27 protein-coding genes and 1 pseudogene are annotated in these 25,399 nt (G+C 65.2%); 13 read left to right on the top strand and 15 right to left on the bottom strand.

What is annotated here, in order from left to right:
- Nucleotides 1-18 precede the first annotated feature (18 nt).
- Together LKE06_RS15640 and LKE06_RS15635 are read left to right on the top strand one after the other, a co-directional pair.
- Nucleotides 19-816, top strand: coding sequence for a class I SAM-dependent methyltransferase (locus LKE06_RS15640; RefSeq protein ID WP_227999685.1), 798 nt, complete (start codon nt 19-21; stop codon nt 814-816).
- Nucleotides 817-1,257: 441 nt separating this feature from the next.
- Nucleotides 1,258-2,580, top strand: coding sequence for a family 1 glycosylhydrolase (locus tag LKE06_RS15635; RefSeq protein WP_227999683.1), 1,323 nt, complete (start codon nt 1,258-1,260; stop codon nt 2,578-2,580).
- Between the two features lie 2 nt (nt 2,581-2,582).
- Here LKE06_RS15635 and LKE06_RS15630 read toward each other — a convergent pair whose 3' ends face one another.
- Together LKE06_RS15630 and sigK are read right to left on the bottom strand one after the other, a co-directional pair.
- Nucleotides 2,583-3,332, bottom strand: a complete 750-nt coding sequence (locus LKE06_RS15630) for an anti-sigma factor (RefSeq protein WP_227999681.1) — start codon at nt 3,330-3,332, stop codon at nt 2,583-2,585.
- Nucleotides 3,329-3,997, bottom strand: coding sequence for an ECF RNA polymerase sigma factor SigK (sigK, locus tag LKE06_RS15625; protein WP_227999679.1), 669 nt, complete (start codon nt 3,995-3,997; stop codon nt 3,329-3,331). Before sigK ends, LKE06_RS15630 begins: the two co-directional genes overlap by 4 nt.
- Nucleotides 3,998-4,693: 696 nt before the next feature.
- Here sigK and LKE06_RS15620 point away from each other — a divergent pair.
- Together LKE06_RS15620 and LKE06_RS15615 are read left to right on the top strand one after the other, a co-directional pair.
- The gene (locus LKE06_RS15620; RefSeq protein ID WP_227999677.1) at nt 4,694-6,070 is read left to right on the top strand and encodes an MFS transporter; all 1,377 of its coding nucleotides are present in this window, start codon (nt 4,694-4,696) and stop codon (nt 6,068-6,070) included.
- The gene (locus LKE06_RS15615; protein ID WP_227999675.1) at nt 6,060-6,479 is read left to right on the top strand and encodes a MarR family winged helix-turn-helix transcriptional regulator; all 420 of its coding nucleotides are present in this window, start codon (nt 6,060-6,062) and stop codon (nt 6,477-6,479) included. The genes LKE06_RS15620 and LKE06_RS15615 overlap by 11 nt, the downstream gene beginning before the upstream one ends.
- A 26-nt stretch (nt 6,480-6,505) precedes the next feature.
- On the opposite strand, the gene LKE06_RS15610 is transcribed toward LKE06_RS15615, so the two are convergent.
- Nucleotides 6,506-7,207 (bottom strand): TetR/AcrR family transcriptional regulator, encoded by a 702-nt coding sequence (locus tag LKE06_RS15610; protein ID WP_228000636.1) that lies wholly within the window; start codon nt 7,205-7,207, stop codon nt 6,506-6,508.
- Between the two features lie 194 nt (nt 7,208-7,401).
- On the opposite strand from LKE06_RS15610, the gene LKE06_RS15605 reads away from it, so the two are divergent.
- Nucleotides 7,402-9,132, top strand: coding sequence for a GMC oxidoreductase (locus LKE06_RS15605; protein ID WP_227999673.1), 1,731 nt, complete (start codon nt 7,402-7,404; stop codon nt 9,130-9,132).
- 27 nt (nt 9,133-9,159) lie between these two features.
- On the opposite strand, the gene LKE06_RS33195 is transcribed toward LKE06_RS15605, so the two are convergent.
- Entirely contained in the window at nt 9,160-9,273 is a 114-nt protein-coding gene (locus LKE06_RS33195) for a hypothetical protein (RefSeq protein WP_372477386.1), read from the bottom strand.
- 65 nt (nt 9,274-9,338) lie between these two features.
- On the bottom strand, nt 9,339-10,352 hold the full coding sequence (locus LKE06_RS15595; RefSeq protein ID WP_227999671.1) for a bile acid:sodium symporter family protein: 1,014 nt from the start codon (nt 10,350-10,352) through the stop codon (nt 9,339-9,341).
- A gap of 83 nt (nt 10,353-10,435) precedes the next feature.
- Here LKE06_RS15595 and LKE06_RS15590 point away from each other — a divergent pair, with 83 nt between their 5' ends.
- Nucleotides 10,436-11,287, top strand: a complete 852-nt coding sequence (locus tag LKE06_RS15590; RefSeq protein ID WP_227999670.1) for a LysR family transcriptional regulator — start codon at nt 10,436-10,438, stop codon at nt 11,285-11,287.
- A 218-nt stretch (nt 11,288-11,505) separates the two neighbouring features.
- Nucleotides 11,506-11,997: an FBP domain-containing protein gene (locus LKE06_RS15585; protein ID WP_227999669.1), complete on the top strand. Its 492-nt coding sequence runs from the start codon at nt 11,506-11,508 to the stop codon at nt 11,995-11,997.
- Nucleotides 11,998-12,386: 389 nt separating this feature from the next.
- Here the strand turns inward: LKE06_RS15585 and LKE06_RS15580 are convergent, their stop codons facing one another.
- Together LKE06_RS15580 and LKE06_RS15575 are read right to left on the bottom strand one after the other, a co-directional pair.
- Nucleotides 12,387-13,259, bottom strand: coding sequence for a universal stress protein (locus tag LKE06_RS15580; RefSeq protein ID WP_227999668.1), 873 nt, complete (start codon nt 13,257-13,259; stop codon nt 12,387-12,389).
- Nucleotides 13,256-13,834, bottom strand: coding sequence for an Rv1733c family protein (locus LKE06_RS15575; RefSeq protein ID WP_227999667.1), 579 nt, complete (start codon nt 13,832-13,834; stop codon nt 13,256-13,258). Before LKE06_RS15575 ends, LKE06_RS15580 begins: the two co-directional genes overlap by 4 nt.
- A gap of 255 nt (nt 13,835-14,089) precedes the next feature.
- On the opposite strand from LKE06_RS15575, the gene LKE06_RS15570 reads away from it, so the two are divergent.
- Both LKE06_RS15570 and LKE06_RS15565 read left to right on the top strand, forming a co-directional pair.
- On the top strand, nt 14,090-15,040 hold the full coding sequence (locus LKE06_RS15570) for a CHAD domain-containing protein (RefSeq protein WP_227999665.1): 951 nt from the start codon (nt 14,090-14,092) through the stop codon (nt 15,038-15,040).
- A gap of 73 nt (nt 15,041-15,113) precedes the next feature.
- Nucleotides 15,114-16,031, top strand: a complete 918-nt coding sequence (locus LKE06_RS15565; protein WP_227999664.1) for a universal stress protein — start codon at nt 15,114-15,116, stop codon at nt 16,029-16,031.
- A gap of 331 nt (nt 16,032-16,362) precedes the next feature.
- On the opposite strand, the gene LKE06_RS32910 is transcribed toward LKE06_RS15565, so the two are convergent.
- Nucleotides 16,363-16,605: a VOC family protein gene (locus LKE06_RS32910; RefSeq protein WP_308188373.1), complete on the bottom strand. Its 243-nt coding sequence runs from the start codon at nt 16,603-16,605 to the stop codon at nt 16,363-16,365.
- Nucleotides 16,606-16,616: 11 nt separating this feature from the next.
- Here LKE06_RS32910 and LKE06_RS32905 point away from each other — a divergent pair, with 11 nt between their 5' ends.
- Nucleotides 16,617-16,934 carry a hypothetical protein gene (locus tag LKE06_RS32905; RefSeq protein ID WP_228000689.1) on the top strand — a complete coding sequence of 106 codons (318 nt, stop codon included), beginning with the start codon at nt 16,617-16,619 and terminating at the stop codon, nt 16,932-16,934.
- On the opposite strand, the gene LKE06_RS15550 is transcribed toward LKE06_RS32905, so the two are convergent.
- Entirely contained in the window at nt 16,931-17,788 is an 858-nt protein-coding gene (locus LKE06_RS15550; RefSeq protein ID WP_227999660.1) for an alpha/beta fold hydrolase, read from the bottom strand. The two genes, LKE06_RS32905 and LKE06_RS15550, sit on opposite strands and share 4 nt — an antisense overlap.
- Before the next feature lie 65 nt (nt 17,789-17,853).
- Here LKE06_RS15550 and LKE06_RS15545 point away from each other — a divergent pair, with 65 nt between their 5' ends.
- Entirely contained in the window at nt 17,854-18,453 is a 600-nt protein-coding gene (locus LKE06_RS15545) for a TetR/AcrR family transcriptional regulator (protein WP_227999659.1), read from the top strand.
- Here the strand turns inward: LKE06_RS15545 and ligD are convergent.
- Nucleotides 18,450-18,871 (bottom strand): annotated as a pseudogene (ligD, locus tag LKE06_RS15540) (non-homologous end-joining DNA ligase LigD); the annotation flags it as partial. The gene LKE06_RS15545 and the pseudogene ligD sit on opposite strands and share 4 nt — an antisense overlap.
- A 36-nt stretch (nt 18,872-18,907) precedes the next feature.
- Entirely contained in the window at nt 18,908-19,474 is a 567-nt protein-coding gene (locus LKE06_RS15535) for a TetR/AcrR family transcriptional regulator (RefSeq protein WP_227999654.1), read from the bottom strand.
- 102 nt (nt 19,475-19,576) lie between these two features.
- Between LKE06_RS15535 and LKE06_RS15530 the strand changes: the two genes are divergently transcribed.
- Complete coding sequence (locus LKE06_RS15530) at nt 19,577-20,500, top strand: NmrA family NAD(P)-binding protein (protein WP_227999652.1); 924 nt, start codon at nt 19,577-19,579, stop codon at nt 20,498-20,500.
- Nucleotides 20,501-20,613: 113 nt separating this feature from the next.
- Here LKE06_RS15530 and LKE06_RS15525 read toward each other — a convergent pair whose 3' ends face one another.
- The 3 genes from LKE06_RS15525 to LKE06_RS15515 form a co-directional block, all read right to left on the bottom strand.
- A complete protein-coding gene (locus tag LKE06_RS15525; protein WP_227999651.1) occupies nt 20,614-21,504 on the bottom strand; it encodes a site-specific integrase in 891 nt (296 codons plus the stop codon).
- Between the two features lie 322 nt (nt 21,505-21,826).
- Nucleotides 21,827-22,789, bottom strand: coding sequence for a universal stress protein (locus tag LKE06_RS15520; protein ID WP_227999650.1), 963 nt, complete (start codon nt 22,787-22,789; stop codon nt 21,827-21,829).
- A gap of 380 nt (nt 22,790-23,169) precedes the next feature.
- Nucleotides 23,170-24,066, bottom strand: coding sequence for a universal stress protein (locus LKE06_RS15515; RefSeq protein ID WP_227999649.1), 897 nt, complete (start codon nt 24,064-24,066; stop codon nt 23,170-23,172).
- A gap of 199 nt (nt 24,067-24,265) precedes the next feature.
- On the opposite strand from LKE06_RS15515, the gene LKE06_RS15510 reads away from it, so the two are divergent.
- Nucleotides 24,266-24,967 (top strand): SRPBCC family protein, encoded by a 702-nt coding sequence (locus tag LKE06_RS15510; protein WP_227999648.1) that lies wholly within the window; start codon nt 24,266-24,268, stop codon nt 24,965-24,967.
- A 35-nt stretch (nt 24,968-25,002) separates the two neighbouring features.
- Here LKE06_RS15510 and LKE06_RS15505 read toward each other — a convergent pair whose 3' ends face one another.
- Nucleotides 25,003-25,269 (bottom strand): SHOCT domain-containing protein, encoded by a 267-nt coding sequence (locus LKE06_RS15505; protein WP_227999647.1) that lies wholly within the window; start codon nt 25,267-25,269, stop codon nt 25,003-25,005.
- Nucleotides 25,270-25,399: the final 130 nt, after the last annotated feature.

Here is a 25,399-nt window from a genome sequence, read left to right as displayed (position 1 = left end):
ACCGAAGGACGACCACCGATGAGCAACCACCGACTCGATGCCGAATACGCCGATCCGATGCCGCTACAGGTGCGCATCGACACCCATCAGCGCTACTCCGAAAAGCCCGATGACCCGATCGCCGACGTACTGGCCGCAATCGAATTGACCGGCACCGAGCACTTGGCCGACATCGGTTGCGGAGACGCGCGATTCCTAGCCTGCCTCGCCGCCGCCGGGCATCGCGGCACGCTCGTCGGCGTCGACACCGCACCGGCTATGGTCGCGGCGGCAGCGGCGATTCCGCAGGTCACCGCCGTACTCGGCGCCGCGGAGCGGATCCCGTTCGATGACAACACCTTCGACGTACTCACCGCGCGCCACATGCTCTATCACGTGCCCGAACCGACAACCGCGCTCACCGAGTTCCGCCGCACCGTCAAACCCGGTGGCACGGTCGCGGTCGTCGTGAATCACCCAACCAACTGCGCGCGTACCGCTGAACTCGTTGCCGCCCACGCGGCCAGTTACGGCCTCACTGCCGCCCATGCCGAACACTTCACCGTCGACTCCGGCACACTACCTGCGATGATGTCGGAGATATTCGGCATGGTTCAGATCTATCGAACCGACAGCGCGCTCGTCTTCGACCGGCCCGCACCGCTTGCTCGTTTCGCCGAAGCACTGCTCACCTTCCACGGCGTCACCCCCGATCACCCACACCGGCAGGCGATTCTGGCGGACCTCCGCGCGGACATCGAGGACTGGTTCACCTACCATCCCGGCGCGAGCTGGCGAGACCCCAAGGGATACATCGTCGCAACGGCGACAGGCTGATCGCACCCGCACCACCCAGCGAAGTCGCTCACGAATACCGATGCCACACAATCGGATTCGCCTCCTCGTCTGTGCGCTTTTAGGTTTTGTGTAGTGCAGGTTGCTACAGAAAGGAGGTGAGGGTTCGGTTGAAAAACGGACTACATAGATAGATGCGCATATCTACGTAAGACAATTAATTTGGATGCACTCCTCCCGCCGTCTCGTTCACACAGTCGAATGGCCTTGGCGCTCACGAACTTCCCAACCACCGGCAAACCCAGCGCCACTGTCTGTCCCGCTCCCCTCTCGCGCTTCCCGAATCGGTGCGGGCAGCTCCCCCTAGAACCGGCCCGATCGTGGTAGCCCTGTCCCCCGGTTACTCTGTTCACGGGGTACCCGCCCGCCCCGGGGCGCCGGAGGTCCATGAGCCCCCGTCACCTTCCAGAAAGCAGGAGTTCGATGCGAGCGTCCACTCGTCGCCACGTTTTGGCCGCCGCCGCGGCCACGACCGCCGCACTGCTACTCAGCACCACGCCGGCCTCGGCGCGGCCCGCGCCGCCCGCTCGGGTAGCGCCGCTCGACGCCGACTTCCTATGGGGCGTGGCAGCTTCGGGGTACCAGTCCGAAGGACACGCACCCGACAGCAATTGGTCCAGGTACGTCTCCGCGGGTGGAACCGACGACCCCTACCTCGACTCCGTCGATTTCTACTCCCGCTATCGCTCCGATATCGACTTGGCCGCGAAGCTGGGAGTAAAGGTCTACCGCATCGGCATCGAGTGGGCGCGGGTGCAGCCCGAACCCGGGAAATGGTCCGAGGAGGGATTGCGCTTCTACGACAACGTCATCGCCGCGATCACCACTGCCGGAATGCGGCCGATGCTCACCATCGACCACTGGGTCTATCCCGGCTGGGAGGTCGACCGCGGCGGCTGGGGGAATCCCGCGATCGTCGAGGACTGGCTCGCCAACGCGCGTACCGTGGTGGACCGCTTCGCCCCCTCTGATCCGCTGTGGGTCACCTTCAACGAGCCGAGCGCCTCTGTCCTCAACGAACTGCTTCACGGCGGCCTCTCCCCCACCGACGCGCCGGCCATGTACGACCGAATCGCCCAGGCGCACAACGCCATCTACGACCACATTCACAATGTGCAACCCGGTGCCATGGTCACAAGCAACGTCGCGTATATCCCTGGCGGCGAAGACGCGGTGAACGGCCCGCTTATCAACAAGATCGCCGCCAAGCTCGACTACATCGGCATCGACTACTACTACGGCATCTCACCCGACAACCTCACCGGGATGGCCAACCTGACCGAGTTGTGGAAGAACCCGCTACAGCCCGAGGGTATTTACTATGCGCTGCAGCACTATTCGCACGCCTTCCCGGGCAAGCCGCTGTATATCGTCGAAAACGGCATGCCCACCGATGACGGCCTGCCGCGCGCCGACGGCTACACCCGTGCCGAGAACCTGCGCGACACCGTCTACTGGCTGCAACGAGCCAAGGCCGACGGCATGAACCTCATCGGCTACAACTACTGGAGTCTCACCGACAACTTCGAATGGGGTTCCTACCGACCACGATTCGGCCTCTACACCGTCGACGTGCTCACCGACCCGACCCTCACCCGCAGGCCAACCGATGCCGTCGCGGCATATTCCGGCATCACACGAGCGGGCGGTGTCAACCCCGACTACCGCCCGACCCGAGCCCCGGCTGCCTGCTCATTCGTCGACGCCATCGCCAGCTGCGCCGACCCTGTCACCGTGCCGCGGTGATATTACCCGAGGTTCACTTTGACAACCGGTCTACTTGTTGGTTGCGATGAACCCCCCTCGGGCTCAACCGTGAGAGCCAGCGCTTCGGATGGGTCGAATTCCGTCATCACCGGGCCACCCGTGGTCGGCACTTCGGGGAGCGCCGGGCCCGGACGAACGGTGCCGCTCGGCGCGACCAGCCACAATTGGTAGGCGTATCCGGGTGGTGGCGCGGATACCTCCGCGAAGGTGACCGCGGCGGCGCCTAGCCGCGGGGAGGTATTCACCGTCACCATTCCGCCGCCGGGGACCAGCACGGATGTGGCACGGGTATCGGGTTGTTCCAGCACCAGCTCCGCCGTCAGCTTTTGCGCGGGATGTTCGCCGGAACGGTCGGCAACCGCCGCTGTCCCGACACACGCGGCCAGCACGACAGCCGTGATGGTCGCCAACCAGCGCACCCGGTACTCACGCCGCACCAGCCGTGTCCGGCTGATCCAACGAGGCCGGTCGCTGACACCTGACGACTCGTCGAGTGCGCGCTGAATCGCCGCCTCGACCGATGGCGGCGGATTCAATGTGTCGAACGCCGTCATCGAGACCAATGTTTCGCGTACGCCATAGACGGTGCGGGCAAATTCCGTAGCGGTCGTCGCGCTCGCCGTTTCCAATCGTTCCTCGATCGCGCGACGTTCGTCGGGCGTGAGCGCGTCCAATGCATAGGGATAAGCCAGGTCGAGCAGGTCCTCGCCGGGCTGCTCGGGGTCGCTCATCTGGGCTCACTTTCTGTCAAACACGTCTGGAGCCGTTTGAGACCGTTACGAATGCGGGCTTTCACCGTGGACAGCGGGACTTCCAACTGGTCGGCCACCTCACGGTAAGTTCGTCCGCTGTAGTACGCCAATGCGACAGCCTCCCGCTGAATCGCGGTCAGCGTCGTCAAGCAATCGAGCACCGACTGCTCCTCGAGATGCTGGCCAACCTCCTCGGCGACGATGTCATGGTCACGACCCAAATGCGCGTGACCATAGACAATGTCCCGTTCGATCGCCGACTGCTGCGACCGCACCCGGTCCACGGCGCGACGATGCGTCAGCATCATCAGCCACCCGATCGGACTAGACAGCTGTGGGTCATATCTATCGGCGATCGACCAGACCTGGAGATACACCTCCTGGGTGACCTCTTCGGCCGCACTGCGGCTGCGCAGGACTCGCGTCGCGAGTCCATAGACCCGATCACTCGTTTCTCGGTAGAACTCTGTGAAGGCATCCCGGTCTCCTGAGGCAACCGCCCCGATCAGGCCCGCCAACCGCACTGCCCATTCCGCACCTTCGCCGTTACTCCGGCGAATCGGACAGCCGGGCAGCGCGGCCGGCGTGCGGTTGCCTTCGTCGCGATGAAGGCGGATCGGACCGAACTCCGGCTCAAAGGTCATAGAGATGTCCCTCCTGTACAAAAGGAGTTTCGGCTCACAATAGGGACTGAATTGGTATCGAAGACAAAGTCTTGCGCCTACCTGACGCAACGTTAGAGGCTGTGCCCCCACGGATGGATTTACGCAGTCCGTACCCTCATCCGGATTTCGCTCGAACACCTCACGCTGGTCGCAGAATATCGTGTCGACAACCACACGACACGCCTTTCGAACATGAATGTTCGCCGACTATTCGCTGTAGGCGGGCGGTTCCAGGGAACCAGGACGATTTTTCTGCGGACTCGGCCCGATTCGCTCAACTCCTGGGCCTTCGCCACCTCGACCATCGGCAATACCTGATCGATTTTCGACGCGGAAATCTCGGCAGTCGACGACTGCGGCGATCTCTTGCAGGTCAGCGCCCGAGGGCACAACATAATGACGGTGGTAGCGCGGGTCGGATTCGGCGTCATTGCCCTGAGCGTCGATGAGGCGACCTCCGGGCCGCAGAACCGTTAGGGAGTACTCGCTCACCGACCTGGGCGCCAGCCACGCCATGGGCATGTGGTCGTTGCAGCACAACGACGAAATCCTTGATGCGCGAACGCAGTTCGATGAACGAGCCACATGGGTATCCGAACCGCTGTCACCCAGGCAACGGTCGGCTGACGTCGCCGGAGCTTGTTTTCCGGACAGTTGTGACTACACAATAGTTGTGTGAACACAATCGTTGAGGAGCTGACGCCACGTCGGAAGATCCTGGTGCTGGCGACTTGTTGCCTGAGCCTGCTCATCGTGTCGATGGACTCGACCATCGTGAACGTGGCGATCCCGGCGATCGGTGACGATCTGGACGCACCACTGCCCCGGCTGCAATGGATCATCGACATCTACACCCTTACCCTCGCCAGCCTGCTGATGCTCTCGGGTGCGGCAGCCGACCGTTACGGGCGACGGCGGGTGTTCCGGATCGGGCTGGTGATCTTTGCCCTCGGCTCGCTGGCGTGCAGTCTCGCACCCACCATCGAAACACTGATCGGTGCGCGATTCCTACAGGCCGTCGGTGGTTCGATGCTCAACCCGGTGGCCATGTCCATCATTACCCAGGTCTTCACCGGCAGAGTGGAACGTGCTCGCGCCATAGGGATTTGGGGTGCGGTAGTCGGAATTTCGATGGCGCTGGGGCCGATGGTCGGCGGCGGCCTCATCGACCTGCTCGGTTGGCAATCGGTGTTCTGGATCAACCTGCCGATCTGTCTGTTGGCCCTGGTCCTCACCACAATCTTTGTGCCGGAATCGAAATCGGCTACCGCGCGCGGACTCGACCCCATCGGCCAGGCGCTGGCCATCGTCTTCCTCTCCGCGCTGGTCTTCGGGCTGATCGAACAGATCTCGGCGATCTTCCTCGCGGCGGCCATCGCGTTCGCGGCGTTCGTGTGGCACGAGTCGAGGCGCACCGATCCATTCATCGATCTGCGCTTCTTCCGCAGCGTTCCGTTCACCTCCGCCACCGTCATCGCGATATTCGCATACGCCGCCCTCGGCGCGTTCCTGTTCACCTGCTCGCTGTACCTACAGACGGTGCGAGGCTATTCCGCGGTGCATACCGGATTGCTCTACATGGCTATGGCGGTCGCCATGCTGTTCTTCTCGCCACTGTCCGGACGCCTGGTCGGCCGCTTCGGTACCCGGCCGTCGCTGATATCGGCGAGCATCGCACTGACTGTCGCCGCCGTGCTGTTCACCCGACTCGACGCATACACCCCGGTGTGGATGCTGATCGTCGTGTTCGCCGTCTTCGGGATCGGCTTCGGATTGATCAACGCGCCGATCACCACCTCGGCGATCAGTGGGATGCCGCTGGACCGCGCGGGCGCGGCGGCCGCGGTCGCTTCGACCAGCAGGCAAGTCGGCGTCAGTATCGGCGTCGCGCTGTGCGGCGCGCTGACCGGCGCGGGACTATGGTGGCTGATCGCGGCGTGCACCGCGAGCATCGCGGTGCTCGGTATCGTCTCGAACACCCGGTGGGCCGAACGATCCCGCGCCCGCGTCGCTCCCATGCTCGAACAGAAGGTTCCCGCCCATGCCGGATGACGATCCCGCCCCCGACGAGGTATGGGCACTGCTGACCCGTCTGGTGATGGACACGCGCGAGCCGTGGAAGCGGGCGGTCGCGGAACGAACGGGACTGCCGTTCAGTCGCATTCGCATTCTGCGCCGCTTGCTGCCGGGTCCGTTATCGCTCAACGATCTGGCGCGGACGCTGGCGATGGACGCGCCGGCCACCACGGTGGCGGTCAACAATCTGGAGGAGCTCGGCCTGGCGGTTCGCGAGGTCGACCTGACGAATCGACGCCGCAAACAGGTCTCCATCACCGCCGCGGGACGCGTAGTGCTGGCGCGGGCGATGGCGACGCCGGATCCCGCCCCCGCCGCTTTCGCCGCGCTCCCACCCGAGGAACTTCGGCAACTGCGCGCCGTACTGCGCAAGATCGACTACTGATCCACCGCAGTTGACGGCACCCCTGTTCAACGGCGGAAGCCCAGCAGTGACACCAGATTGTCGAGTTGCAGCTCGAAGACTTCGGCACGGTCGGCGAAGGTATCGGGGCCGTACATATTGAACACATCGAAGCTCACCGCACCGAACAGGGCACTCCACACCGTGACACCCCGCGAAATCAGCCAGTCCGGGACGTCGAGCTCGAATGAGTCCCGAACCCGCCCGAAACTCACTGCGAGCGCGGACGATAACTCGATAGACTGGGCCGGCTCGGCGAGCAACCCGGCACGATATGCCTGTCCGTAGATCTGTTGCAACGCGGCGATCACCCGCACTCCCGGCGTGACGGTCCGGTCAGCGGGAGCGTCATAGCCCGGCACCGGGGTACCGAAAAGCAGTCCGTACCAGGATGGTTCGGCCAATGCCCACTCGCGTACCGCACGTCCGAGCACCCGCAGACGTTGCTGCGGGTCGTCGGTGGGGGCCTGCGCCAGTGCGGCGTCGACCGCGTCGCCGAGCGCGTTGTACCCATCGACGACGAGCAGGGTGAGCAGTTCGTCCCGGCTGCGCACGTAGCGGTACACCGCGGAGGAGACTACTCCCAGGTCACGAGCCACCGCGCGCAGCGAAAGCGCAGCGGCGCCGTCGGTCGCCAAATGTTCGCGACCGATGCGCAAGATATCGTCCATCGTCTGCGCGCGCGCACGGGCCCGGGGGGTACTGGGGATATTCGCCATGCAACCACCTTCCGGGCTCGTGAGAGCAATGTCAACAATAGTGAGCATCGCTCTCAATCGCGTCTCGCCTCCGTCGATCCGCGGCGCCATCACCGCCACATACAGCGGAATACCGATAGTGAATCCGTACCTACTCGGGAGTAGTGTTACCGCTGTCATCGCCGACGCCGATCGAGGAGCACTGTATGAACCAACGGGAGACGGATTTCGATGTACTCGTCGTCGGTTCGGGATTCGGCGGCAGCGTGACCGCGCTGCGGCTGACCGAGAAGGGCTACAAGGTCGGCGTGCTCGAGGCCGGACGACGCTTCACCGACGACGAATTGCCGGACACCAGTTGGGATCTGCGGAAGTTCCTGTGGGCGCCGAAGCTCGGCTGCTTCGGAATCCAGCGCATCCACCCGCTGCGCAACGTCCTCATCCTCGGTGGCGCCGGTGTCGGCGGCGGCTCGCTCAATTACGCCAACACGCTGTACGTGCCGCCGGAGCCCTTCTTCCAGGACACGCAGTGGCGTGACATCACCGATTGGCGCGCCGAACTCACGCCCTACTACGAACAGGCGCAGCAGATGCTCGGCGTGGTGCGCAACCCGCACATGACACCGGCCGACGAGATTTTCAAGAAGGTCGCCGATGACATGGGGGTCGGCGAGACCTTCGTGCAGACCCCCGTCGGCGTGTTCTTCGGCGAGCCGGGAAAGACCGTTGCGGACCCATATTTCGGCGGTGTCGGACCCGAGCGCACCGGATGTCTCGAATGCGGCGAATGCATGACGGGCTGCCGACACGGCGCCAAGAACACGCTGGTGAAGAACTACCTGTATCTCGCGGAAAAGGCGGGCGCACAGGTGATTCCGATGACGACGGTCACCGATTTGCGGCCGCTGCCCGACGGCAGTTGGACGGTGTCCACCGAACGCACCGGCGCCTGGGTGCGCAAGCGGCCCACGACCTATACGGCCGGACATGTCGTGATGGCGGCGGGCACCCTGGGCACCCAGAAGTTGTTGCACGCTATGCGCGACAAGGGCGTGCTGCCCGAACTGTCCAGCCGCCTGGGTGAACTCACCCGCACGAACTCGGAATCCATTGTCGGCGCGGCAACCCGGAAGGTGACCCCGGGCGTCGACTTCACCAAGGGTGTCGCGATCACCTCATCCATCCACCCGACACACGACACCCACATCGAACCCGTCCGCTACGGCAAGGGCTCGAATGCGATGGGCCTGCTACAGACCCTGATGGTCGACGGCGGCGGCCGGTTTCCGCGCTGGCTGCGATTCCTCGGCGTCGTCGCGCGCCACCCGATCATGCTGCTCAGCTTCCTGAGTGTGCGGAATTGGAGCGAGCGAACCATCATCTCGCTGGTGATGCAGCACCTCGACAACTCCATCACCACCTATACCAAGCGCGGCGTATTCGGACGCAAGCTGACCAGCAAGCAGGGCCACGGCGAGCCGAATCCGACCTGGATTCCGGCGGGCAACGACGTGACCAGGAAAGTCGCCGACCAGATCGGCGGCATCGCGGGCGGCAGTTGGGGAGAGGTCTTCAATATCCCACTCACCGCCCATTTCCTCGGTGGCGCGGCCATCGGCGCCGACCGCGAAACCGGCGTGATCGACGCGTATCACCGGGTGTTCGGTTACCCGACGCTGAGTGTCGTGGATGGTGCGGCCATTTCGGCCAATCTCGGCGTGAACCCGTCGCTGACCATCACCGCGCAGGCCGAACGTGCCGCCGCCTACTGGCCGAACAAGGGCGAACAAGACATCCGCCCCGCACAAGACATTGCCTACCAACAGATTTCACCGATCGCCCCGCAGAGCCCGGTGGTCCCGGCTGGCGCGCCCGCCGCCCTGGTGCTCCCCATCGTCGAGATCCGCGGCAATCGGACCACTCCCGCCGCCGGATAACCGGAGCGTGGCACGGCGACTATTCGACTACTTCCCCGGCGACCGCGGCGTAGCTGCCGACCTTCGCGTCGATGGCCTCCGGCGGGGCGAAACCGTCGGGACCTGCTGAGCGACCTGACGCGGGTTCGGCTCGGTCGGAATACCGGTACCGATATCGAGGAACTGGCGGAACCGGCCTCGGCGACGAGGAAGCGGGGCGCGTGGCCTTACTCGGAGACGCCGACCACCTGCCCGTGCTCGACCAGTTCGTCCGCGGACTCGGCACGGCGCGCGTAGCGCCGCGCGAGGACAGCGCAGGTGAACAGCTGGATCTGATGAAAGATCATGAGTGGCAGGACGATCAAGCCGACCGGCTGCCCCGCGAACAATACGGCGGCCATCGGCAATCCGGTCGCGAGGCTCTTCTTCGAGCCGCAGAACACCAGCACGATCCGGTCGGGCGTCGAGAAGCCGGCCCTCCTGCCCACCACCATGGTGATCGTCAGGACCATAGCGAGCAGACCCGCACACACCGCAGCGGTGGCGAGTAGGCGCCCAGGCGACAGTCCGCTCCAGATGTGCTCGGTCATCCCGGCGCCGAACGCGGAGTAGACGACGAGCAACACCGAACCCCGGTCGACCACCTTCAGCGGTGTGGTGTGCCGCAACAGCCACCCCAACCGAGGTCGCAACAGCTGACCGATCAGGAATGGCAGCAACAGCTGAACCATGATCATCAATACCGCCGATGCGTCGACTGTGGCCTTACCGGTGGTATTCATCAGCAACACCACCAGTAGCGGTGTCACGAACACCCCGGCTAGGTTGGACAACGACGCGCTCACCACCGCACCCGCGACATTGCCCCTGGCGATCGAGGTGAAGGCGATCGACGATTGCACCGTGGAAGGCACCAGGCACAGGAACAACACCCCGGTGTAGAGATCGTCGGTCAGCACCGAGGGAACCAGCACCCGCAGCGCGAGCCCGATCAGCGGAAAGACCATGAACGTAACCGCGAAAACCGCCGTGTGCAGTCGCCAATGTCGCAGTGCCGCAATTGCTTCCCGAGGCTCGAGCCGGGCGCCGTAGAGCAGGAACAGCAGTCCGATCGCGACCTTCGTACCCTGCTCGACCACGTCGGCCATCGTGCCGCGAGCCGGAAAGAGGGTGGCCAGGACCGCGCTGGCCACAATTCCCAGCATGAAGCCATCGATGGAGAGCCGGTTGAGGTACTTCATTTTGATCACGCTACGTACCAGGCATTCATCGCAACATATGCTCAATGTGATATCTGTAAACAGATTTAGTGATAAGTTGTGGTGTGCTCGACCCAGAATTGCTGCGAACATTCCTCGTCGTAGAACGCGCAGGCGGCTTCACCGCCGCAGGACGGGTGCTCGGATTGCGGCAGTCCACGGTCAGCGGGCACATCGCCAGGCTCGAGAAGGCCGCGGGGCGGACGCTGCTGCGACGCGATACTCGAAACCTCGGGCTCACCGCGGACGGCGTGGCGATGGTCGGCTTCGCCCGCGCCATTCTGGACGCGCACGGCCAGGCCGAACAGTACTTCTCCCACTCGAACCTCACCGGCTTGCTCCGATTCGGCGCGTCCGACGACCTAGTGGCCAGCGAACTGCCCGATATCCTGCTGGAATTCCGGCGCTCCCATCCCGGTGTCGACCTCGAGTTGACCGTCGGGCTCAGCGAGAATCTGAAGACTCGCATGGAATCCGGCGAGCTCGACATGGTGTTCGGCAAGCGGCTACCCGGTGAACGTCACGGCGAACTGGTTTGGCGCGACCGGCTGGTATGGGCGGGCCCACCCGGCACGGCAGGCATCGAAGGACCGGTGCCGCTGGTCACCTACCCGGCACCGAGTCTCACCCGGCACATCATGCTGCGGTCATTGGAACGTGAGGGCCGGCTCTGGCGGACCACGTGTGTCAGCGATAGCCAACTCGGACTGCGCGCCGCCGCACTCGCCGGCCTCGGCTATATCGTGCACGCGCAGAGCCTGCTGCCCGACGGGCTGGTCACGATCGACGATCCACGCCTGCCTGACCTGAGTGATCTGGAGTTCGTCCTCATGCATCGACGCGGCCACCGTTCCCGCCCGGAGCAGGCGTTGCGTGACGCCATTGTCGCCAATGCCGATCGCCTGCACAGACATTGATCGCACCGCCGACTGCGGCCGAAGCTACTTGGTCAACGCTTCGAATATGAGGGGCCACGCATTGTGAAGGTCTTGTGGCCACTGTTCGAGGCAGCGATGTCGGAGCACCCGTGAATCGATGACGCGCAGGTAGCGCCCCATAATTGCGTTGATCCGAGATCGGTGGCAAAGGTAACGTCACCCCGGTTCGACAATCGAACAGAACGGAGTGAATGCCCATGAGACCGATCACCGAACGCGATGTCAGGTCGTCGTTCATCAACTGCTCCAAGAGCGAGGCCAAACGCCTACCGGTACCAAAAGATCTCGACGAACGCCCGTGGGAGGACCTCGACTTCCTCGGCTGGAGCGACCCGTCGGCGTCCGGGCGCTGCTATGTGGTCGTCGCCCAGGACGATGACAGCCTGGCCGGTATAGCCCTGCGGTACGAAACCGGCGGTTCCGGTCGAGCGCAGATGTGTTCGATCTGCCGCACCACGCACACCGGAAGCGGTGTGTCCTTGCTGACAGCTCACAAGGCAGGTGCATCCGGGCGAAACGGCAACTCGGTCGGCACCTATATGTGCACCGATCTGGCCTGCTCGCTGTATGCGCGAGGCAAGAAGACCCCGGCGCTGGGCAACCGATACCGGGAGGCCCTCAGCTCCGAGGACAAGATCGAACGCGTCCGGACCAATATCCAGGCATTCATCGCCAGGCTCCGCGCCTAAACCGCGCAGCAACACCTCGGTCCCGTCGCAGCTAGGACGGATCCATGCTCATACCGATACCGAAACCGGAGGTAGATGCCAATGAGCCGACATTTGACGACCGACCCGATGATCCCGCATCCCGAGTGCCGCCATTTCGACCAGTGCTCGGGATGCACGGGATTCCTCGCCGGTTGAGACGGCCTGGCTCCACAGCGGCCCTCGGCCCAGCCCGACCATCCCATCCGGCGAGGAACCCCGGCCCCATGGTTCGAGAAGAATCCTTCATCCGGCCCCCTGACACAGTTCGCGGTGCGCGACCACCGGCCGATTGCGCTCCTGTCCGTGCGGGATGCCGTTGCCGGTCAGTTCAACCATCGATTCGGGGCGCCCAGTAGACCTGTCTCGAATCAGGGTTCGCGTACCACAATCAACGGGCACTCCACTGAGCGCAAAAGCACGTTGCTGGTGGAGCCGAGGATCATGCCCGCGAATCCACCGCGACCGTGGCTGCCCACAACGAGCAGCTGCGCGTTCGACGATTCGTCCAGCAGCGAGCGAGCGGGCCTGTTGCACGTCACAATTCGGCGCACGGGAACATTCGGGTAGCGGTCGTTCCAACCGGCCATGCTCTCGGCGAGCACCGCCTCTTCCGATTCCCTGGCAGCATCCCAGCCTGGTACCGGCAGGTCAACGGAGCTGACATCACTCCAGGTGTGCAGGGCGATCAGGCCTACGTTGCGTCGCGACGCCTCCTCGAAGGCGACCTCGACGGCGGGCACGCTGTTGCTGGTTCCGTCGACTCCGACGAGTACAGGCCTGGTGCGCGATACCGGATCGGTCGCCGCGTTCTCATGCACGACCGCGACCGGACAGTGCGCATGATGAGCAATCGCGGTGCTGACCGATCCGAGCAAGCTTTCTCGAAACGCACCGAGGCCGCGGCTACCGACCGCCAGCAGCGCAGCGGACTTCGACCGTTCGATGAGGGTCGGGATGATGGCGTCGAAGCCCACTCCGGTAGTGAGGTCGAGTTCATCATCCGTGGCCTGGCGCGCGATGCGCGCCGCCTCGGTCAGTATTCGTTCACCTTCGGTACGCCGCAGGTCTCTTTCCTGTGGCTCCATTACCACGCCGGGTGCGTATGCGGTGGGTAGTGCCATCGAGGTGATCAGGTGCAGGCTACGTCGACGCAGCGCGGCGTCCAATGCCGCCCAAGCCGCTGCCTGATAAGAGCTCGCTGAGCCGTCGACCGACGCGATGATCGGATGGTCGTTCGTCATTGCTTGTCCCCTCTCAGTTCGCTATCGATAAGTCGCCATTCGCGGTCCCAGCCAGCGCTGTGTCGCAGGTACTGCAGCCACCACACGCCATGAACGAGTAGCCACCCGGTCAGCCATGTCGATACAAGCACCACCACAGCCGCACCGATTCCGGTGAAAACCGCGGCGCCGGGGTCCCTGGGCCGTGCCGTCGGGGCACCGTCCCGATCGAGCCAAACCCGCACGTTGTCGCCGATCACAGCCTGGCGCGCGACATTCGTGGTCGTGGTCGCCACGCCGCGGTCGGTGTGCCACTGCACGGTCGCTTCGAATCGATGAGCTGTGCTGGATTGCGGTTGCGGTCGCGACGTAATCGTCGCGTCGACGGCGGACTTTGTGGCCCGCTCGTTGGCGATGGCAGCCGCGTCGGCGGTGTACACCTGGGTCCCGAGTGCGCCTGCCACTGGGACAGCGAGCAATACGGCCAGCGCCACTACTAGCCGGAGCAATACAACGAACCGATCCGACGGCCGCAGTAGTGGATTCGGATTCCACGGCCGCATCTGCCATAAACGAACCGTTGCATATCCGGACACAGGTCGAGCATCTCCCTGTTCGCGAAGCGTAGGCAGAGAAAAAGGTCATCGCCAAGGTGGTCCTGCGTCCTCATGCTCACTGCCTATCCGGCCGGCAGTTCGGGCGGATAGGGATTCGGGTGGCTCAGCAATGTAGGTACGAAAGTCCCTGATCGTGGCGACGTTCGCCATCGCGCTGTTCCGCGGTAGGCCCTAGCTGTGTCCCTGACGCTGTACGAGGGTGGATTCATTGAACGGCACAAAAAGGTGGATCCGATGGTTAGCGAATCGTCTTCCGACACGACAGTGGCGGCTCGGCATGACACCGGAGCGCTCGCCGAGTATCTTTTCGCCCAGCGCTCCGCGATCCTCGCCGCCGAGAATGCTGTGCGCGGCGGCGATCTCGATGCGGTCGGCCGGACTGTGGTTGCTACACGTCGAGCTCGTAGCGCATTGTCCGCGCATCGGTCCGCGGTGGCACACCACCCCGATGTCCGCCGTTTGATCGAGGAGTTGCGGTGGTTCGGTTTCGGCCTCTCGATGATCCGTGACCTCGATATCCAGGGGACGCGCATCGGTGCCGTGATCGACACGCTGCGACCGAAATACGTTCGAGGCCCGGTCCGCAAACGCGTCGCATCCTACTTCGAAGCGCGGATCAGACCGGCCCGCGCCGACGCTCTCGATTCCCTCCGTTCCGATCGGTACACCACCATGCTCACCGATCTCACCGCCGAGGCGATGGCGCTGACGGCGGGAGACTCGAGCCGGCGCGCCGAGAACATGTCGGTTGTGCTCGAGGTGCTCGCGGAGCGAGTACGGAAGCGGATGATCACCGTCGGGACGATCTCGGACGAGGACGCGCACGACGCGGCCGTGCACGGGGTGCGCAAGGCGGCCAGACGCATTCGGTACTACCTCGAGTCGGTACGGGAGCTGGATCCACAGGATTGTGATATCGCGCTCGGCGAGCTCGTTGCGGTGCAGGATCTCCTGGGTGAACATCAGGACGCTGTCGTAGCGAAACATCATCTGCTGCAACTGACCAGAGAAGCGGAGCAGGCTGGGGAGTCCACTTTCGTCTATGGGCTGCTATGCCACCGCGAACTGGATGTCACCGCACGCTGCTCCGCGCAACTACCCGACGCCTGGCGCCGCGCATTGCCCGCCATCGAATCGGTCGGCGAGGACCAGCGGACTTCGGCCCCCTCGGTTCGTGACAAATGACAGGCGAGCGGGAACCCGCCGGATTCGTAACCCACGGCTAGTCGATCGAACCGCCCCGAAGGGACCTCTTGTCATGACCGTTCAGCGCCCAGATGATCCGCACCGGTCGGCCTCGGCACCGGTGGTAGTCGGCACCGACGGCTCGGAGGCCGCCGGGCTCGCGGTTGGCTGGGCGGCCGAAGTCGCGGCACAGCGCGGACGTCGGCTGATAATCGTGCACGGCCTCGATCTCGCCACCGCCCGTTCGGGTTTCGGCGTGGTCGACCTGATCGCGCCCGCTGTCTCCGACGCGATCAAACGCCGTGGGGCCGACCATGTCTCGGCCGCGGCGCGGCTCGCCCACGAGGTGGCGCCGGGCCTTTCCATCGAGACCATGGTCTCCGAAACCGGTCCGGCGTTATTGCTTATCGAGCAGTCCGCGTCGGCGAATCTTGTGGCAATCGGCTCGTCCGGCGAGAGCGGCACCATCGCCCACCTCGGTTCCACCTTGCTCGCGGTCGTCGGTCACGGACACGGCGCGATCGTCGTGGTCCGCGACACCGGGACCGAGCAACAGCCCCGTCATGACGGCCCGGTCGTTGTTGGTGTCGACGGCAGCGCGGCCGGTGCGGCTGCCGTCGCCGCCGCGTTTGCCGAAGCTGCCGAACGCAACGCTCGATTGATCGCCGTACACGCCTACAGCGACCTGAACTTCGACCGCTTCGCCGGCTTGCCGAACACCATCCGAGATCCCGCGGTTGCGGCGGCGGCCCAAGCGGTTCTCGCCGAACAGTTAGCGGGATGGCAAGAGAAGTATCCGGATGTCGAGGTCGTCCGCAAGGTGTATCCGTCGGGTCCTCGCCACCAACTCATCGAGTGGTCGAAATCCGCACAGATCCTCGTGGTCGGCAGCCGCGGCCGCGGCGGATTCAGCGGCCTGCTGCTCGGTACTACCAGCAATTCCCTTGTCCAACAAGCCCGGTGCCCGGTCATGGTTGTCCACCAACGGTAGCAACGGTAGTCGCGGCCGCAGGTCATCTCGTCGGTAGCTGGGGCCGCATCGGCGATGCTGGGTATTGAATTCCGAGGTACCTTGCGCGACAGACACTTTGGCGGGCATTCAGCCCTCGAAGAAGATACCGGCAATTCGGGCAGCTGTGCGCTCAGTGCGCCACGGCGTCGACCGGCAACCGGTCACGCATGGTGCTGGCAAGCCGACATGTTGATACTTGTCGAATAGCCAGAATCGCCTAACCCACGACATTGGTCCGATCGAGTGCGCAGCGGCAGATGGTTGCACTCATCCGGCTGAAACCCGATCCGCTGGCGGGGGCTGGTCTGAATCAGGCTGACGTGTTGAGGCAGATCGGGGTGCCTTCGGGATCGAGGACGACGGTCCAGACGGGTTGCCCTGCCCATTCGGGATCGGCTCCGGGCTGAAAGGACGGCAGCGTCGCACCCAGTTCGAGGGCACGTTCGGTAGCGGTGGCCAGGTCCTCGACGGCGAGGTCGAAGTGCACGCGTTTGGGCTGTTGCGGGTTGTCGGGCCAGGCGGGGGCGTGTGGTGTTCGACGGCGCCGAAGCACACGGTAGCGCCGTGCCGCAGAGCACGGCGGCACCCGTGATCGAACCCAGCACCACGACGGCCAGTGCGCCGACCACCCCCGCGGTGGTCCGCAAGGGCGCGTCCTGCACCGAGGCCCAGGCCGGGCTGATCGGCTCCGCTTCCGACGGCGGCACGCTGCTGTGCCTCGGAAAGTCCGGTAAGCACGAGTGGACCGGCCCGTACAACGTGGGCACCGGCCGCTACACCGAGGACGAGGCCTGCGACCCGTCCACCGCCAAGACCGGCCGCACCGCCGAGGGCCGCGCGCTGGTCTGCGAGAGCGGTGCCTGGGCGGCCTGGACCACCTAGTCGTGCAGCCGGAGGTGTTCCAGAACGAGGCCGCGGACGGGTTCGACGTCGGCCAGCAGGCCGTGCCCAGCACCGGGGAGAACCACCGTATGGGCCCCGGCACGCCGCGCGGCCTCCGCGGCCACCGCCGAATCGTGCACCTCGCTCGCCCCGGCCAGTGCGACCAAGGTCGGGACCGGCAGCTGGGTCAGCCCATCCGGCAGGTGCGGATAGACGATCGGCGAGGCCGGGAAGTGTGCGGCTCCGTGCGCGAGCAGATCGAGGTAGGCCTCCAGGTGCGCCGGTCCGCTGCCGGGGCCGTCCGGTGCCAGCATCGCGCGGGCGGCCTCGAATGTGGGGTGCGGGTCGCGGTTTCGGCCCAGCTCCTCGAATTCGGGACTGAGCCCGGCGAAGACCAGGGGCGGGTCGAGCAGGACCAGCCGTCGCACCCGTTCGGGATGGGCGAGCGTGAACCGGAGCGCGAGGTGACCGCCCAGGGACTGGCCGCACAGGTCGGCCGCGGGTAGCCCGAGCAGATCGAACGTTTCCGCCAGCCAGTCCACGAGATCGTCCATGCTGGTCAAGGCCGCGCCGGTATGCCGGCTGCGGCCCGGCTCGCCCATGATGTCCACGGCCCGCACGCGATGCTCCTCGGCCAGCGCACCGACGACCGGGTACCACATCCCGGACGTGCCACCGTATCCGTGCAGCAGGACCAGCGACTGCGCCGCGGCCGGGCCGGCGGAGGTGACCCGCGTCGTTCCGTACCGACCCGGAAGATCTACCGTCTCGACCGGTACCGGCCAGTGGGCCAGCACCGCGTCGTAGGCCCCGAAATATGCTGCCTCCAGCTCAGGGGTGGCGAATGTACTCATCGCATCTCCTTTTGCAAGTCAGCCGTATTATGTCAGACGTATGGAAACGAATGGAAGGGGTTCGGGTGCCGAAACAGGTCGACCACCGAGAACGTCGCGAAACCATCGCGCGCGCCCTGTGGCGAGTAGTCGAACAACAAGGTTGGGCCCGCGCAACGATGCGCGAGGTCGCCCGTGAGGCGGATGCCTCCCTGGGGCAGGTCCAGCACTATTTCCGTTCCCGGACAGCGATGCTCGTCTTCGCGATGGAATTCGCTGCCGAACAGACCGCACGGCGCGTCACCCAGGGCCTCGACCGTCTCGGCTCACCTCCGCACCCCCGAGACGTGCTGCGAGTGACGCTCATGGAGATGCTCCCCCTGCACCCGGACGCCCGCGCCACCAGCCGGATGAGCGCCGCCTACACCCTCGAGGCGCTCCACGACCCGGAGCTGCACGAGCAGGCCCGCCTCGGACTCCATGATGGCAGAGCACTCACCGAACGCCTGATCAGGCTGGCGATCGCCGACGGCCACCTCCCCCCGGATCGTGAACCGGCGATCGAGACGAACCTCCTGCTCGCGCTGACCGGCTTCACCCCGCTGCTCGAGTTCGACCTCATCGATCCCGAGGCCGCGCTGGCGGCCATCGATTACTACCTCGACCGACTCTTCGACTGCACCTAAGGCCCCTTCTTCGCCTTGCTGGGCTGCACCCGGGGCGGTTCGTTCGGCATCTTCGGATACACCGGCGGCCAGGGCGCATCCATCAGCCCGGCGGCCAGATCCCGTTCGGACAGCTCCAGCAGCGGCGCGAGCGACTGCGGGGTGCGATCGGCCCACGGGTCGCCGCGTTCGGCCAGGCGGGCGGGCACGGTCGCGATGGTCAGCTCCTCGGGCTCCACCTCGGGCAGATCGTCCCAGGCCAGTGGCGTGGACACCTGCGCGCCGACCTTCGGCCGCACACACCAGGCGCCGAAAACCGTTCGGTGCGGGGCGTTCTGGTTGAAATCGACGAAGACACGATGACCGCGTTCCACCAGGCCGCGGTGATCCGCTCGGGATGCCGCCGTTCGAGTTCCCGGGCCAGCGCCACCGCCGCGGCTGGTTGCGGTCGGGCCGTGCCGGTCGTGCGCCTGGTTCAGCTCTGTGGGTTCAGTCCGGCCACAGCCAGTCGGAACAGCCGCTCCGCCTGGGCGGCGGGGTCTGGGTGGTGCTCGGTGGCCAGGGCGATCCCGACGATCAGCGCGATCAGGTCTGCGACGGTGACATCCTTCGCGACCGCGCCGTCCTGAATTGCACTGCACAGCAAAGGTTTTCCAGCCTCTTCCAGCGACGCCGAGCAGGCGTTGTCGTGCACCGGGTCGGAGGTGGCAGCGTCGTGGGCCAGCGTGACCGCCAGGCCCCGGGCGCGAACGCAGTCGGCGACAACATCGGTCAGCCATTCCAGCAGTGCGCTCCTGCTGTCGCCCGTGCCGGTCAGGTCACGGGCGCGGACGCACAGGGCCTCGATCTGTTTCCGGGAGACCGCTTCCAGCAATGCCTGGCGGGTGGGAAAGTGCCGGCGCACGGTCGCCGAGCCGACCCCCGCGACGCGGGCGATCTGCTCCAGGGAGGCACCGGCCCCATGGGCGGCGACCTGTTCCTCGGCCACGGCGAGGACTCGCGCGTAGTTGCGGCGAGCGTCCGCACGCTGATGCTCGGACACGATGTCATCTCCAGTCTTGCCAAAGTGGCGGGGCCCGCCATATCCTACCGGAGCAGAAACGGCGGATCCCGCCGTTTATTGGATGAGCACCCGAGGAGCACCATGTCCACACAATCCGCACCCGTCCTGGTCACCGGCGCCACCGGCCGACAGGGCGGCGCGACCGCCCGCGCCCTGCTCGCGGCAGGCGTGCACGTCCGGGCCCTGGTGCGCGACCCCGCCACCGACCGAGCAAAAGCCGTCGAGGCACTCGGCGCCGAACTGGTCACCGGCGATCTCCATGACCGCGACTCGGTGATCCGGGCCGCCAACGGTGTCCGCGCTGTGTTTTCCGTACAGATGCCCACCATGACCGCGGACACCGTCGACTTCGACGCAGAGGTGGCCCAGGGCGTCAACCTCATCGAGGGCGCGAAGGCCGCCGGAGTTCCGCAGTTCGTGCACACCTCGGTCTCCGGCGCCGGCCAGCACACCGAAACGCCCGGCTGGGCCGAAGGCCGCTGGGCTGGGATGGAACCCTTCCTCGGCGCGAAAAGCGCGATCCAGGACCAGCTCCGCGCGGCCGGTTTCCCGCACTGGACGCTGCTCAAGCCGGTCTTCTTCATGGAGAACTTCCTGCCATCCATGGCCTACCTGTTCCCGCGCGGCATCGAGGGTGGCCTGGTCACTCTGCTGCGCCCCGAGATCCCGCTGCCCGTGGTCGCGGTGGACGACATCGGCCGGGCGGCCACCGCGGCCATCGCCGCGCCGCAGCGATTCGACGGGGTCGAACTGGAACTGGCGAGCGACTACCTGTCGATGACAGAGATCGCCGAGATCCTCTCTCGCACGCTGGGTACGCAGCTGTCCGCCCCGGACATGACCGAGGAACAGGCCATCGCCGCGGGCATGCCAGCGATGGGCGCCTCGCACGAGTGGCTGAACGTAGCTGGTCAGCCGGGCCGCCCGCAGTTCGCGAGGGACCTCGACATCCCGCTCACCAGCTTCGAGGAATGGGCACAGCAGCACATGCGGGCCGATGTCTGAGCGTCCGCCACCACCCGACCACGCTCGCGCCGTCGGCCAGAAGTACTGAGACACTGGCCAAGATGTACGACGACGTTGCCCAAATTGACTGAGACTTGGCCAGATTCATTGAGTCAGGACAATTTGAGCCGTTTTGGGGGCTGCAATTCGTGTTGTCTCATTTGAACCGCTACACCTGAGTGGTTGTCTCGTGAGATCAGCTCCGTTAGGAAGCGATCGGAACTACAGTGCACGTATGGATTTCGGGTGCGCGGTGGTGCGGGAGGGGCGTTATGGCGGCGCTGGCCGAGCGGGGCGCGTTGGAGGTCGATCCGTGCCGGTTCGAGGTCGGGTTCGTGCCGCCGGACGACAGTGGCTATCAGCGGCTGACGCTGTCTCGGTGCTGGAACGAGAAGTTCGAATGCGCGCAGCGCCGCTTCACGCGCACGCAGACCGTAGGCGTAGATCACCTTGAACAAGGTGGCGTCCCGATACGCCGCCAACGCCCCCTTGCGCCGGCGCCGTATCGCGAACTCGACCTGGTCGTCGGCGTAATCGAAGAACCGCTGCAACTCCTGGCGCGTCATCGGCCGCCGCTCCGCGGCGCCTTCGTAGGCGCTCAGGTGCGCCAGCGTGTTCCACTCGAAACAGACCTGCACCGGGTGCGTGCCGAACCGGTCCTCGCATCCACGTGCCCACCCATACTCCGGGCGAATCAGGTACTCGCAGAACAACTTCACCGCGGACTGGTAGTTGCTGATCGTGGACTTCGCTCGGTCGCGGCCGCTGATCAAATCCACCGACCACTCGTCGACGTGCGCGGGTGTCCACTGCCACGGGTAGGCGTTGGTGTAATCCACGAACCGGCGGACCACTCCCAACTGGTTGCGCACATACGATCGCGTCAGGCATCGGCCGCAGACCTGCTGTGCCTGCCTCCCATCCCCGCAACATCGCATGCAGCACAGCGTCTCCGGCCGCAGCAGGGCCACACCCTCGACCAGCTCCAACCCCGCCGACCCCACCGGTAGCCCACCTTTATTGCACATCCATCTCCCATCGCTGGACGGGCGAATCATGCAATAGATGAGTGTTTCTTGGCAAGGATGCAGGTCAGAGCTCCGCCCGAAACGCTGGTTCGCGTACCGTAATTGATGCTGTATCAGCCGTTTTCGAGGCCGCTATCGTGCATCCGCTGCAATTCTTCGTAGAATGTGCAGCCGAGCGCACAGCACTCGACAGGCAAACGTGGTCCTCGGCGGCCAGGCCGGCGGTGATACGGCGCAGCCACCCCCGCGCAGTAGGCATTTGCGTGGGCGAACGGATCGTAACGGGCATTATCGCCTCCTAATCCGGGTGTACGACCATGACAGGGCAGAATGCGTGCTGCACAAGGAAATTGCTGGTCGAGCCGAACAGCAGCCCCCGGAATCCCCCGCGCCCGCGACTGCCGACCACGATCAGCCGGGCGTCTTTCGACAAGTCGATGAGGTGCTGGCGAATCCCGGAAGGGTAGACCTTGCGGGTCACCTCGACGTCGGGGAACTTCTGCTGCCAATTCGCGAGTCGCTGTCCCAGCAGCACATCCTCCGCGGACTCGATGGCCTCGACTGGGATGTCCAGGACGGGGTATCCGGCGAACTCCGCGAAGTCGAGATCACTCCACACATGTACCGCGACCAATTCGGTCGCGCGGTCGGCAGCTTCGGCGAAGGCCGCGGCGACCGCGGCCGCGCCTGGCGGGGTCCCATCGAATCCGACCACGACCGGACCGCCGGCCGGTGGCGTGGGTATCGCTTCGGCCGACCGTACGACAACCACCGCACCACTCCCGTGGGCGACGACCGCCAGTAGCGTCGAGCCGACATGCGCGCAGGCACAGACGCCGGGTGTCACCCCGAGGACCACCACGTGCGCCGTCTGCGAGTGGCTGATCAGCAATGCGGCCGGATTTGCGTCGGACACCTCGGTGGCGACGGTCAGATCGGGTGCGATCTCGTGCGCGAGCCGTCGGGCTGCGGCAACGAGATGGGTTCCGCGCATACGAATTTCGGCGATCAGCGACGGTGCGGTCGTGGCATATCCGCCGAGGGCCGCGTGTACCGAACTCACGTCGAGGCCATGGGCGATGAGCAGCGCGCGTCCGCGTTGTGACGCGGTCTCGGCGGCCCAGCGCACCGCGAGGAACGAACCCTTCGTGCCGTCGACGCCGACGACTACTGCGGCCGATTCAGCCCAGCGCGGATCCGGCCGGGTCGAATCCGCGGAGTCGGCCGCAACAGGCGGATTGCCGGTGGGCTGGACGGACATAATCGGCATCCCTTCAGGTTTTCGGCGTACCCGTAGGTTAGGAACTCCGCCGCCGCATCGACCACGGCCCAGTGACAGCAATACCAGGGACCAAGGACCCTGCCGTCGATCGCCCGCATCACACGGTTGATCAGGACGGGATCCACCGCATCCTTGGTGGCACACATGCCTTCCGCAGCTGTCCCGGTCGACCACAGCTCGGATGTAGGCACTCGGCAACCCCTCTCGGCGCAGCACCTCAGCAGTCTCACCGTGCCGCGACAGCGGGGAACACTCGGGCAGCGCGGGCCAGCGACATGTCCACACTCGTGCCTCGTGGCCGAGGCATGGAAATGCTTTATGACGCCGGTCAACTCGCGTAAGTGAGGCTGGCTGCGCCGTCATTCACCCCGCACGACAGTGATCGGGCACTCCACCGAGTGCAGCAGTGCGGTGCTCGTCGAACCGAGCAGCATGCCCGCGAAGCCGCCGCGCCCGTGGCTGCCTACCACCACCAGTTGCGCGTTCTCCGACTCCTCTAGCAAGGAGCGAACGGGGTTATCGCACACCAGAACTCGACGTACGGAGACCTCCGGATGCCGCTCGGTCCAGCCCGCCAGGCTTTCGGCGAAGAGTGCGTCTTCCGATTCCCGTATCCCCGCCCAGCCCGCCGCAGCCACGTATCCGATCGCGTCGCTCCAGGCATGCAGAGCGATGAGACCAACCTCGCGCCGGGACGCCTGATCGTAGGCCAATTCGATGGCGGCCATGCTATTTCGGGAGCCGTCCACTCCCACCAGCACTGGTTTGCACGCCGTGATCGCGTCGGTCGCCGAGTTCATGTGCACCACCGTGACCGGACACTGCGCGTGCCGGGTAATCGCGGCGCTGACCGAACCCAGCAGCACACGGCGTGCGGCACCGAACCCACGGCCGCCGACGACCAGCATCCGGGCCTGCCTTGATCGGGTCAACAGCGCCGGGATGATCGGCTCGTCGACCACTCCGGTCGAGATGGCCAGGGTGGCATCGGGCGCCGCGGCCCGCGCGACCCCAGTGGCCTCCTCGAGTACCCGTCCAGCATTGCCGCGCAGCTGGTCGATATCGCCCTGAGTGACCGTCACCGACGGCCCGAAACCGAACGGAACAGCGAACGACATCACGATTTCCAGGCGGCACTGATGCACCGCGGCGTCGACCGCCGCCCACGCGGCCGCGTGCTGGGATATGGCCGAACCATCGACCGCAACCACAATCGGCGGGTTGATCGGCGCGTGCGCCAGGGTTTCGCTGGGCATCATCGTCCTCCTGGTCAGTTCTGCCGCCATTAGCCACACTCACAGCGTGGGCTGTTCGGCAACAGGGCCGAAAAGACCTGATCGGCGGGCCGATCGGTCCGGGATCCAGGTACCGGCCACCGGCTGAGCGTCGAAGGTCATCTCCCCTGCTGCCGAACGCCCCTGTCCCCACCACCGATTCCAAAGGACCGTAGCGGGTATGAAGACCGCTACCGCTACCGCGACGGGCATCGGCATATATCTGGTCGGATTGGCAGTGGGCTATCAGGTGATCCTGCGTGATCGCTGCCTCAACTGGGGCTCCGGCAAGGATGAAGTAGCACGTACCATGCCCGGCGACGACCTACTCACCGCCCCGGATATCGTTGCCACCAGGTCGATTACGATCGACACCGGTCCCGAGCGGATCTGGCCCTGGCTGGTTCAGATGGGCCCCGGTCGGGGTGGCGCCTACACATATGACTGGATCGAGAACCTGCTCGGGCTGAGCATGCACAGCGCTGACATGATCCTGCCGGAGTTCCAAAATCTCAGCGTCGGTGACACTTTCGCGCTCGGTGAGACGGGTCCACGCATGCGGGTAGCCGTCCTCGAGACCGAGCGGGCAGTGGTGTTCGCCTCGGCAGACGGCCACTGGGTATGGGCGTTCGGGCTCTATCCGAGCGATGAAGGCACCCGGCTGGTGAGCCGCAATCGCATCACGCTGCCCGATGCGGCGGCGCCCACCCGCCTGGTCAAGCGGTTGATCATGGAGCCGGGCAGCTGGGTCATGGAGCGAAAGATGCTGCTCGGCATAAAACAGCGCGCCGAGAGCGACCCGAGCGAGAAGACCCCATCGTCACCTCGCGTGGCGCATCGGCCTCATTCGACGGGCGACCAGGGCCTCGAGAAGAGGCGTTAGGCGATCAGCTGTGGTGTGAAACAGCAGCCCAGTTATCACGGTGATCCGGTTACCACGTGGCTGCGCAGCGTCGCAAGGCGGTCCGCGTATTCCTTCTCATCGATCTCGCCGCGCGCGAAGCGTTCGGCCAGTACATGTTCGGCTGCCCGCTCACTACGGTCCACCGGCGAACGATCAGGCCGAGTCGCAAGCCGGACCAATATCACGACGGCCGCGATCAACAGACCCCAGAACAACACCATCCCGATGGTCATCCAGGCATATCCCCAGCCATTGAGATCGTGGTCATACCAATACATCATGTCAGCGTCTCCTCAGCTCGCGAACCGGGCGCCAGGTGCGATTGGTTCGACGGTCCACCTCAACTGTGAACCCACGCACTCACCGCAAGAAGGGCCGATCGCCCCATCTACCAGATACCAACGGCCCGGA

This window comes from Nocardia australiensis, assembly GCF_020733705.1.
Classification (GTDB): Bacteria; Actinomycetota; Actinomycetes; order Mycobacteriales; family Mycobacteriaceae; genus Nocardia; species Nocardia australiensis.
Note: the sequence above shows the minus strand (reverse complement) of the source record. Positions and strands in the feature narration are given on the sequence as shown.